Consider the following 9,384-nt stretch of genomic DNA (forward strand, 5'->3'; position numbering starts at 1 on the left):
CTCGTCCATGCGGTTGCGGACCCAGCCGGTGATGCCCAGCGCCTGCGCGCGGTGCACGCAGGCTTCCCGATAGCCGATGCCTTGCACACGGCCACGTACCCGCACCAGCCAACTCTCAAGCGTCCCATCTGTGTCGCGAGAATCCATACGCGCGCCCCTTGCATGTGGATGTACCTACGAGAGCGTTTAATGAACCGGTTCCGCCGACTTCGCATGTTAAGCGCCTCGCATGTCGCGTGAAACGCTCGCAGCCTGTGGGGCAAACCACAGCACTGCGTCAGCTTCGACCCTACTGCCGGGCGCTTCGTTCTGGTCGTGCCCGGCGCCGACCGACTGCTTCGGGGTCATTTTGCCACTGACTCCTTCTGGTCGATTCCGGTATATGACGCGACTTGGTTGAGAGGCCACTTTCGCTGCATTACGTTCACCCAGGCGGGACAAATTGAAGGTCTTCGTGGCCGGGGACTGCATCAGCACTCTGCCAAAAGCCAGCTCCTGAACCCCACCAGCGGGGGAAGGTGGGCCTTGGCTTCTGGATAGCAAAGCCAGTAGCCCAACTCGTCCACATACCCGTCGTCCAGCGGGGCAGAGACAACGCCTGCTGCAATGTCGTCGCGCACCAGGCACTGCGGCACCAGGGCCAGACCCATTCCCGCCGCCACGGCGCGAATCAGGCTGTGAAACTGGTCCAGCTGCGGGCCCGCGAACGGGTTGACGCCTTCCACGGCATGTGCATCGCACCAGTGGGCCCAGGCGTTGGGCACGGAAACATGCTGCAGCCGCTGAAACTTGGCCACGTCCTGCGCTTTGCGCAGCAGCGCTTTACCGCGAGGCGCGGGCGGGGCTATCAGCACCACATCGCGACCGGTCAAGTAGTCAGCCACTGCGCCCGGCCAGTGGCCGTCGCCAAAGAGGATCGAACAGTCGAGGTCGGCGCGGTGAAAGTCGTAGCCCTGGACATAGGGCACGAAGTGCAGCGCGATTTGAGGGTGTGCATGCTGAAAAGCCGGCAGGCGAGGTATCAGCCACTTGGCGCCAAAAGTTGGCAGCGTCGACAGGTGCAGCGCGCCACCGCCATCGCCGCTTGTGATCAATTCCAGCGTCGCGGTCTCGAGCTGTGCCAGCAGGGGACGGATGGCGACCTCATAGCGCCGGCCTGCTGGCGTCAGGCTCAGGCGCTTGCGCACGCGCTCGAATAGCGGTACGCCGGTGGCGCGTTCGAGTTCTTGCACCTGTTTGCTCACCGCACTTTGCGTGAGGTGCAGCGCCTCCGCGGCCCGCGAGATGCTGCCAAAGCGCGCGGTGGTCGAAAAAGCCTTGAGCAAGTGGATCGGTGGATGGAGTTGGCGCATGTCGCATCCTAGATCATTTCATTCCAAAATGGAATGAAATGATGCTGCTTTTTCGTTTGATGACTGGGGATTCGACGGTCAGAATCCCGCTTACCAAAACCCGTTAGGAAACCGAAATGCAACGCCGACAGATGCTTTCACTGGCTGCCACTTCATTACTACCTGGACTTTCTATGGCGCAGGCCAAGCCACTGCGCCTGGTCGTGCCGTTCCCGCCTGGAGGCGCCACCGACATCACGGCGCGGGCGCTGTCCGAGCCCCTGTCCCGGCTGCTCGGGCAACCCGTGATCGTGGACAACAAGGCCGGTGCCGGTGGCTCCATCGGCATGGCCGAGGTCGCAAAGTCCGCGCCGGACGGCCTGACCCTGGGTGTGGCGACCCTGTCGACCCATGGCGTGAATCCGGCCGTTTACAAGAAACTGCCGTACGACCCGATCAAGGATTTCACGCCCGTCACCGAGATCGTCAAGGCCCCGGGAGTATTGGTTGTCAACGCATCGCTGCCTGTGCGCGACTTTGCCGAGTTCATCAAATACCTCAAGGCCAACCCCGGCAAGGCGACCTATGCCTCGCCCGGCAACGGCACCATCGGCCACATGTGGGGCGAGCTGTTCAAGAGCACGACCAACACTTTCCTGGTTCACATCCCGTACCGCGGCGCCGGGCCCGCGCTCAACGACGTGATCGGGGGGCAGGTGAATGTGTATTTCGACCAGGTCGCCTCTTCGCTACCGCACATCCAGTCAGGCAAGCTGCGCGCACTCGCCGTGACCTGGAACAAGCGACTGGACGTGCTGCCCCATGTGCCCACGTACGCCGAGCTCAGCCTGTTTTCAAACAACGATCCGTCCTGGTTTGGCCTGGTGGCGCCTGCCGCAACGGCTGCCTCGACCGTCAGGCGCATCCAGGAGGCCGTGGCTAAGGCTGTGCGCGAGCCCGCGGTGCGCGACCGGCTGGCCAGCCAGGGACTGTTTCCCTCAGGTTCTCTGCCGGAGGAGTTCGGCGCCCAGATCCGCAAGGAAATCGACAAGATGCAGCGCACCAGCCGGTTTGCCCGCATCAGCCTGGATTGAGCGCGCTCATGAGCCCGGTGTTACAGCTATTGAGTGCCCGCGCGCGGGAGCGCAGCGCCCCAATCTCTTCCATGAGGTCATGGGTACGTACCGTGGCAGGCACGATGCCGCTCGTGCTTGACTCGCCGCACAGCGGAGTTAACTACCCGGCCGATTTCGGCTATGCCTGCGACCTTCAGGCGCTGCGCCGAGCGGAAGACACCCATGTCGAAAAACTCTATGACTTCGCGTCTTGGCTCGGCGTGGGCTGGGTCGAGGCGCTGTTTCCGCGCAGCTACCTCGACGTGAACCGCAACGCCACCGAGATCGATATCGATCTGCTCGACCAAGCGTGGCCCGACTTGGTGGAAACCGATCCGGCTGCGCTGGCCAAGGTGCGGCTGGGCAAGGGCCTGGTGTGGCGCCTCACCGATGAGGGTCTGCCCATCTACGAGCGCAAGCTGTCCGTGGGCGAGGTGCGTGCGCGTATTGATAACTACTGGATGCCCTACCACGAGGCGGTGCAGGCCGCGATCGAGGCGGCCCATGCGCAGCACGGCTACAGTATTCACCTCAACTGTCACTCGATGCCGGCCGTGGCTTCAAGCCACGCAACCGAGTTTCCGGGGCTGGTTCATGCGGATTTCGTGATCGGGGACCGCGACGGCTCCACCGCCGATCCGGCCCTCTCGCGCCTGATTTGCGACCACCTGCGCTCGCTGGGCTACAGCGTGGCGTACAACCACCCTTACAAGGGCGTGGAACTGGTGCGGCGCTATGGCGAGCCGGCCCGTCATCGGCACAGCATCCAGGTGGAGATCAACCGTAAGCTGTACATGGACGAAGCCACGCTTGAGACGCATGCTGGCTTTGACCGCCTGCGCCGCCACCTGCGCTCGGTGGTGGAAGAACTGCTCCAAACGGACCCGCGCTGAGCGCCTGCCGGCATCATGGGCCTGCCCTACTTAAGGAAACTTCGGAATGCTTCTCCCCACTTCTGCCGATATCGCTGCCGCAGCGCGGCGCTTACAGGGTCACGCGGCCAAGACACCCGTGCTGACCTCTCGCACGGCGAACGAACTGCACAATGCGGAGGTCTTTTTCAAATGCGAGAACTTTCAGCGTGTCGGGGCGTTCAAGTTCAGAGGGGCGTTTAACGCCCTGTCGCAATTCAATGAGTACCAGCGCAAGAGAGGCGCGATAGCATTCTCCACTGGAAATCACGCTCAAGCCATCGCCCTGTCTGCGCGTATCCTCGGAATGCCGGCGGTGATCGTGATGCCGTCGGATGCACCTGCACCGAAAGTTGCCGCCACCAAAGGATATGGTGGTGAGGTTCATTTCTATGATCGATTCAAGGACGACCGAGAACAGATCAGCCGCAGGTTGATCGAGGAACGGGGGCTGACGCTGGTCCCCCCTTTTGATCACTTCGATGTGATCGCCGGCCAAGGCACAGCAGCTCTTGAACTGTTCGCAGAGGTAGGTGGCCTGGATTTTCTGTTGGTTCCCCTGGGCGGCGGAGGCTTGCTGTCCGGGTCGTTGCTGGCAGCCAAGGGGATGTGCCCTTCTTGTTTGGTTTACGGGGTGGAGCCGGAGGCAGGTAATGACGGGCAGCAATCGGTACGTTCTGGAGTCCTCACCAGCATCCCAACGCCACGAACCATCGCAGATGGCGCCCAAACGCAAAGACTAGGCGTACACAACTTCGAGATCATTCGCAACAGCGTGGCGGGGGTCATCACGGTGCCTGATGCGGACTTGGTCAGCGCAATGCGTTTCTTTGCGGAAAGGATGAAGCTCATTGTCGAACCCACGGGCTGCCTTGGGTTCGCGGGGATTCGCCACCTCGATGTGCCAATCAAGAACAAACGCGTTGGTGTCATCTTGACCGGCGGAAACATCGATATGACCCATTTCTCCCAGTGGTTCGGGGCCTGACGCTGGTATCGCGGAGTTCGGCAGACGAGTTGGCTCGATGCTGACGAGGCTGCGGAAATCGGCGGATTCCAATGAACTCCCTGGCGTTAAAGACCAAGCAGATTGATGTTGATGAGACGCTGATTCGGCTGGTGGCTCTCATGCCATATGCAGGCAGGGGCGTGCGCAAGTGGCCGCGCTGTGGTCCGCAGACCGACGTCTATTTCCCCTTCGGCGTAATCACCACATCAACCCGCCGATTACGCGCACGCCCTTCTTCGGTTTTGTTGTCGGCAACCGGTTGCGACTTGCCATAAGCTTTCACCGCAAGCCCGGCCGCAGGGACGCTTTCCTGACTCACAAAATACTCTTTCACGGCGGTGGCACGCTTGTCCGACAGCGCTTGATTGTTTGCGTCGTTGCCGACGTTGTCCGTATGCCCCGAGACCGTCACCGCCGCATCGGTGAATTTCTTGACCCGTTGCGCGGCTTCGTGCAGCGTTTGCCGCGCCTCGGGTTTCAGCACCGCCTTGCCGGTGTCAAACAGCACGGCCGAATCGAGTGCAATCGTCACGATCTTCGGGGGCGTGAATTCATCGAAATCATGCGGGCCATCGAATTTGGCGCGGTAATCCACCGTTTCCGCGGCAAGGTCCAGCCGCAGGATCACGGGTTGGCGCTTGTCGACCTTGCACGTCATCACGCTGCGCTTATCGAGTGTCGTGTTGCCCAGCGAGAGTTCGCACAGGCGCTCTGAGCGAAGCGTGTACAAGCTGACCGCCAGTGCATTGGCCATGGCTGCCGAGGTGTTCTTGCCGTCGCCGGTGACCGTCAATTCGCCAGGACCCGCGTTGAACACGTAGTAGTAGGAAACCGGCTTCTTGATGCCATCGCCTTTGATGCGGTTGCTGGTCAGGCGGGTCGGTTCGTCAATGTCGGTCGAGCCCGCGCCGGAAACCGGTTTTGCGGGGCCCGAGATTGGGGCGGCGGCAATTCGACCGGTCCGTCCAGTGCCACCATGTAGTCGATAGTTTCTTCGCTCAGATCAAGGCGCAGGATTAAGGGCTGCGCCTTTTCAATCGAGCAATTCAGGGTGATGGTTTTATCGCTGTTGGTATTGCCGTGAGATTCCGAGCAGAGCTTGTTTGCTTTCAGGTCGTACAGCCCGAAAGCCAGCGCCTGCGTTGCGCCGCTGGGCGAATTCTTGGCCGTCGCGGTGATCTTGAGGGGGCCGGCACCGGCGTTCAGCGCGTAGTAATAGCTGAGTTTTTGCTTGATGCCGACGCCTTTGATTTCCTTGGCGGGCAGCGGCATAGGGCTGTCTGGATCGGTGGAGGCGGCGGGTGATGGCGTGGGCTGGACTGCAAGCACTGGGGTCGGCGCGGTTGGAGCAGGCACCGCGACAACCGGTGCCGGAGTCGCCACGGCCACGGGCGCAGCTTCCTTTTTTCCGCAACCGATCAGCGCTAGACCTAGGCCGGCAGTCACGCACAGCATTGAGATTGTTGTTCGTTTCATCCTCTTTGCCCCTTTGGTCAAACTGTTGCCGTGATGTTGTCACAGCGTAATGTGCGGGATGGGTGTAATTGTTGTCAATCTAAAACTAAAAGCGGGTAAGCGGTATGACTCACAGTGGCGGTGTGGAGGTCTGCTGAGGTTGGCGACCATGCCTGCCAGGAATTCGCCAATGCGGTTGCCGCTGCCGACAACGGGCGCCAAGAGCTTGTTCATCGCAAGTTTCGTAATTGAAATGGTGCTGCAAATTTTTCATGCGATATTCTTGAACCAAACATGCACGTCAGCACCCCGCCATGTTCCCTCAAAAACCATTTCCTGTGATGCAAAACCTATGGACGATGGCACTGGCCGCAACCCTGTTGGCAGGCTGCTCCGCACCAAATGTCCATTTGAACCCCGCCCGTGATGATGTGGCGCCATCGCTGCTGCATGTTGCGCTGGATAAGCGCGAGTTGGAACAATTGCAAAGGGCTGCTGCGTCCGCGCTTGCAAACGCGCCCGATCCCCTGCCCGTGGTGCATGTTGAAGGCACGCTGGCCACCACGGAGGCTTATAAACGTGCGAGCAAGGCCAGGCGCGACTGGGGGTTGATGTCCACTCTGGCCAGTCTGTATTCAGCCACACGTGATGGGCGCTATCTTGAGCGTTATGAGCGCTACCTTCTGGCGTGGCTGGATGTTTACGCCATCAGCGGCAACCCGATTGATGAAACTGATCTGGGGCATTGGTTGCTGGCCTATCGCACGGCAGGTAGTGCACTTGCGCCCACGACGCAGGCACTCATGCGTACTTTTGCATGCAGGCTGTCCGAGCGCTATCAGGAGCGACAACCCCCGCAACGCCGCACCACCACCAACAACTGGCAAAGTCACCGCGTCAAACTGGCGGTGATGGGGGCTTATGTTTGCGCAGATCCCGACTTGACTGCCGGTGCCATCGCGCTGTTCAAAGGTCAAATACGTGACAACCTGCTGCCGACCGGGGAGGCGGTTGATTTCTTTGAACGCGACGCCCTTCACTATGTGGTGTACAGCGTGGAGCCCTTGCTTGAAGCCGCGCTATTTTCCACGCTGCACGGCAGGCCGCTTTCCCAGTACGTTGGCCCGCAGGGGCAATCTGTTGGCCGCACGCTGGAATGGCTGGCACCTTATGCGCGTGGCGAGCTAACGCACCAGGAATTTGTGAGGTCCATCGTTCGCTTTGATGCAGAACGCGCCGCCGCCGGCGTGGCGGGTTTCTCAGGCCTATTCGATCCCCGCAAGGCACGCCACACCTACTGGCTGGCCTCGCAACTTGATACGCGCTGGGCTGAATTAGCGGCATCGCTGGGGACACCTTCAATTGTTCAGCGCGCCGCGTGGATGGCGAAATAGGGCGGGCGGCGGTGTGACGCCATGAAGTCAGGCCTGGCGCTTGACGAAATACAGGCCGGTGCCCACGGCCATCAGGATGCCGCCAAACACCCGGTTCTGGGTTTTCACGGCCTGGGCATTGCGCAGAAAACGCCGGAAGGCGCTGGCGCCCAGGGCGTAGCCATGCATCACCACCATGTCCACGATCACGGTCGTGGCGGCAATGATCAGCAGCTGCGGCCACAGCGGGCGGGTGTCGCTGATGAACTGCGGCAGCACGGCCACCATGAACACAATGCCCTTGGGGTTGGTGGCGTTGGTCAGGAAACCGGTGGCACAGCGCTTTCGCCAGGACAGCGGGCCGGCCGCCGCTACGGTTACAGGCTGGTCTTCACTTTGCGCCACGACCGGTGCACGCCATTGCGACCAGCCGATGTAGACCAGGTAGGTGGCGCCCAGCACCTTGACCACGCTGAACGCCATTTCGGAGGCGAGCAGCAAGGAGCCGACCCCGGCGCCGGCAATGAACAGGATCAGCATCAGCCCCAGTTGCAGGCCGACGATGGTTGCGCCCGTGCGCTTGACCCCATAGGCCAGGCCGTGGCTCATGGACAAAACAGCCCCCGACCCTGGCGAAACTGCAATCAGGCAGGAGGCAATCAAATAGGCGATCCAGGTAGACAGGGCCATGGGAACAGGTCTTCTTTATAGGGTTGGTTGCAGGGGTTTGAAAAACAGGAACTTATTTGAGCGGAATCGCGATGGCGCGGTCTACCGGCACGGCCGTTACGCTGTTCATGGGCGAGCCCTCAATCAGACGGTCGGAGTAGGTCAGGTAAACCAGGGTGTTGCGTTTTTTGTCGACCATGCGCACGATGCGCAGCTTTTTGAACAGGATGGACAGGCGCTCGCTGAACACCTCTTCCTGCGCCTTGAGCGGCTGCGCAAAAGAAACCGGCCCGGTCTGCCGGCAGGCAATCGAGGCTTCGGCCTTGTCTTCGGCCAGGCCGAGCGCGCCCTTGACGCCGCCGGTTTTGGCGCGCGACACAAAGCAGGTGATGCCGGCCACCTTGGGGTCGTCATAGGCCTCCACCACGATCTTGTGGTCCGGCCCGATCAGCTTGAAGACGGTATCGACCTCGCCCACGGCCTCGGCACCCACCGGCTTGCAGGCCGCCAGCACCCCGCTGGCGAGCAGCAGGCAACACACAGTTTTCATCGGATTTTCCAGGTTACAGGCCCTTATTTTGCCGTGTTCACGGGCAGGCCGTGACCAGCGCGGGCCCCAGGGGCTTCAAGGTCAAAGGGTCCGATAGCACAATAGAGGCTCATTCATACTTTTTCGTCCCTTACTATGCACACGAGCGCTCTGGTTCTTTTCTCTGGTGGTCAGGACTCCACCACCTGCCTGGCCCAGGCCCTGGCGAAGTATGAGCACGTCGAGACGGTCGCGTTTGATTATGGCCAGCGCCACAAGGTGGAGCTGCAGGCGCGCCTGAATGTGCTGCGCGAAATCAAAGCCCAGTTTCCCCAATGGGCGCCCAAGCTGGGCGACGACCACCTGCTGGACCTGGCCGTGCTGGGCCAGGTCAGTGAGACCTCGCTGACGCGCGACATGGCGTTCCGGATGGAGAGTTCGGGCCTGCCCAACACCTTTGTGCCGGGGCGCAACCTGCTGTTCCTCACGCTGGCGGCGGCGCTGGCCTACCGGCGCGGGCTCACCGTGATTGTCACGGGTGTCTGTGAAACCGACTTTTCGGGCTACCCCGACTGCCGCGACGACACCATGAAAGCCATGCAGTTGGCGCTTTCGCTGGGCATGGACAAGCGTTTCCTGATTGAAACGCCGCTCATGTGGATTGACAAGGCCCAGACCTGGGCGCTGGCGCATGCCCTGGGCGGCGACGCGCTGGTGGCGCTCATAGTCGAGCACACGCACACCTGCTACCTCGGTGACCGCACGCAGCGCCACGCATGGGGCTATGGCTGCGGGCAATGCCCGGCCTGCGAGCTGCGGGCGCGGGGCTACGCGGGCTACGTGGCGGCCTTGTCGAAGCCGTAGTCTCTCTCGACCTTGGCGATGCGCGTTTTGTAGCGGGTGTACCAGTCGCTGCGCCCGGTCTGCTGTGCAATCAGATGCTCGGCATGGGCCTTCCAGGCTTTGATTGATGCCAGATCCTGCCAGTAGCT

General features: G+C 61.3%; 11 protein-coding genes. 5 read left to right on the plus strand and 6 right to left on the minus strand.

Annotated elements, in window-relative coordinates:
* Together V6M61_RS20025 and V6M61_RS20030 are read right to left on the minus strand one after the other, a co-directional pair.
* The coding region (locus V6M61_RS20025; RefSeq protein WP_332775267.1) for an acylphosphatase at window positions 1–147 on the minus strand (147 nt) is incomplete at its 3' end.
* Window positions 148–470: 323 nt separating this feature from the next.
* Window positions 471–1,352 carry a LysR substrate-binding domain-containing protein gene (locus V6M61_RS20030; protein ID WP_332778366.1) on the minus strand — a complete coding sequence of 294 codons (882 nt, stop codon included), beginning with the start codon at window positions 1,350–1,352 and terminating at the stop codon, window positions 471–473.
* A 116-nt stretch (window positions 1,353–1,468) separates the two neighbouring features.
* Here V6M61_RS20030 and V6M61_RS20035 point away from each other — a divergent pair, with 116 nt between their 5' ends.
* The 3 genes from V6M61_RS20035 to V6M61_RS20045 are packed head-to-tail and all read left to right on the plus strand — an operon-like array spanning window position 1,469 to window position 4,345.
* Window positions 1,469–2,425, plus strand: a complete 957-nt coding sequence (locus V6M61_RS20035) for a tripartite tricarboxylate transporter substrate binding protein BugE (RefSeq protein ID WP_332778367.1) — start codon at window positions 1,469–1,471, stop codon at window positions 2,423–2,425.
* 8 nt (window positions 2,426–2,433) lie between these two features.
* Window positions 2,434–3,339, plus strand: a complete 906-nt coding sequence (locus V6M61_RS20040) for an N-formylglutamate amidohydrolase (protein WP_442957825.1) — start codon at window positions 2,434–2,436, stop codon at window positions 3,337–3,339.
* Window positions 3,340–3,385: 46 nt separating this feature from the next.
* Window positions 3,386–4,345 carry a threo-3-hydroxy-L-aspartate ammonia-lyase gene (locus V6M61_RS20045; RefSeq protein ID WP_332778369.1) on the plus strand — a complete coding sequence of 320 codons (960 nt, stop codon included), beginning with the start codon at window positions 3,386–3,388 and terminating at the stop codon, window positions 4,343–4,345.
* Between the two features lie 199 nt (window positions 4,346–4,544).
* On the opposite strand, the gene V6M61_RS20050 is transcribed toward V6M61_RS20045, so the two are convergent.
* Both V6M61_RS20050 and V6M61_RS20055 read right to left on the minus strand, forming a co-directional pair.
* A complete protein-coding gene (locus tag V6M61_RS20050; protein ID WP_332778370.1) occupies window positions 4,545–5,120 on the minus strand; it encodes an OmpA family protein in 576 nt (191 codons plus the stop codon).
* A 116-nt stretch (window positions 5,121–5,236) separates the two neighbouring features.
* Entirely contained in the window at window positions 5,237–5,842 is a 606-nt protein-coding gene (locus V6M61_RS20055; protein WP_332778371.1) for a hypothetical protein, read from the minus strand.
* A gap of 293 nt (window positions 5,843–6,135) precedes the next feature.
* On the opposite strand from V6M61_RS20055, the gene V6M61_RS20060 reads away from it, so the two are divergent.
* Complete coding sequence (locus V6M61_RS20060; protein WP_332778372.1) at window positions 6,136–7,215, plus strand: alginate lyase family protein; 1,080 nt, start codon at window positions 6,136–6,138, stop codon at window positions 7,213–7,215.
* 27 nt (window positions 7,216–7,242) lie between these two features.
* On the opposite strand, the gene V6M61_RS20065 is transcribed toward V6M61_RS20060, so the two are convergent.
* Window positions 7,243–7,884, minus strand: a complete 642-nt coding sequence (locus V6M61_RS20065; protein WP_332778373.1) for a LysE family transporter — start codon at window positions 7,882–7,884, stop codon at window positions 7,243–7,245.
* A 52-nt stretch (window positions 7,885–7,936) separates the two neighbouring features.
* Window positions 7,937–8,413: a CreA family protein gene (locus V6M61_RS20070; protein ID WP_332778374.1), complete on the minus strand. Its 477-nt coding sequence runs from the start codon at window positions 8,411–8,413 to the stop codon at window positions 7,937–7,939.
* Between the two features lie 135 nt (window positions 8,414–8,548).
* On the opposite strand from V6M61_RS20070, the gene queC reads away from it, so the two are divergent.
* Complete coding sequence (queC, locus tag V6M61_RS20075; protein ID WP_332778375.1) at window positions 8,549–9,256, plus strand: 7-cyano-7-deazaguanine synthase QueC; 708 nt, start codon at window positions 8,549–8,551, stop codon at window positions 9,254–9,256.
* Window positions 9,257–9,384 lie beyond the last annotated feature (128 nt).

It is taken from the genome of Polaromonas sp. (genome assembly GCF_036676035.1).
Taxonomy (GTDB): Bacteria; Pseudomonadota; Gammaproteobacteria; order Burkholderiales; family Burkholderiaceae_C; genus Polaromonas.

Excerpts from the sequence above, each read along its gene's own strand:
- V6M61_RS20030 (WP_332778366.1), bottom strand. The coding sequence starts at position 1,352 with ATGCGCCAACTCCATCCACCGATCCACTTGCTCAAGGCTTTTTCGACC.
- V6M61_RS20035 (WP_332778367.1), top strand. The coding sequence starts at position 1,469 with ATGCAACGCCGACAGATGCTTTCACTGGCTGCCACTTCATTACTACCT.
- V6M61_RS20040 (WP_442957825.1), top strand. The coding sequence starts at position 2,434 with ATGAGCCCGGTGTTACAGCTATTGAGTGCCCGCGCGCGGGAGCGCAGC.
- V6M61_RS20045 (WP_332778369.1), top strand. The coding sequence starts at position 3,386 with ATGCTTCTCCCCACTTCTGCCGATATCGCTGCCGCAGCGCGGCGCTTA.
- V6M61_RS20050 (WP_332778370.1), bottom strand. The coding sequence starts at position 5,120 with ATGGCCAATGCACTGGCGGTCAGCTTGTACACGCTTCGCTCAGAGCGC.
- V6M61_RS20055 (WP_332778371.1), bottom strand. The coding sequence starts at position 5,842 with ATGAAACGAACAACAATCTCAATGCTGTGCGTGACTGCCGGCCTAGGT.
- V6M61_RS20060 (WP_332778372.1), top strand. The coding sequence starts at position 6,136 with ATGTTCCCTCAAAAACCATTTCCTGTGATGCAAAACCTATGGACGATG.
- V6M61_RS20065 (WP_332778373.1), bottom strand. The coding sequence starts at position 7,884 with ATGGCCCTGTCTACCTGGATCGCCTATTTGATTGCCTCCTGCCTGATT.
- V6M61_RS20070 (WP_332778374.1), bottom strand. The coding sequence starts at position 8,413 with ATGAAAACTGTGTGTTGCCTGCTGCTCGCCAGCGGGGTGCTGGCGGCC.
- queC (WP_332778375.1), top strand. The coding sequence starts at position 8,549 with ATGCACACGAGCGCTCTGGTTCTTTTCTCTGGTGGTCAGGACTCCACC.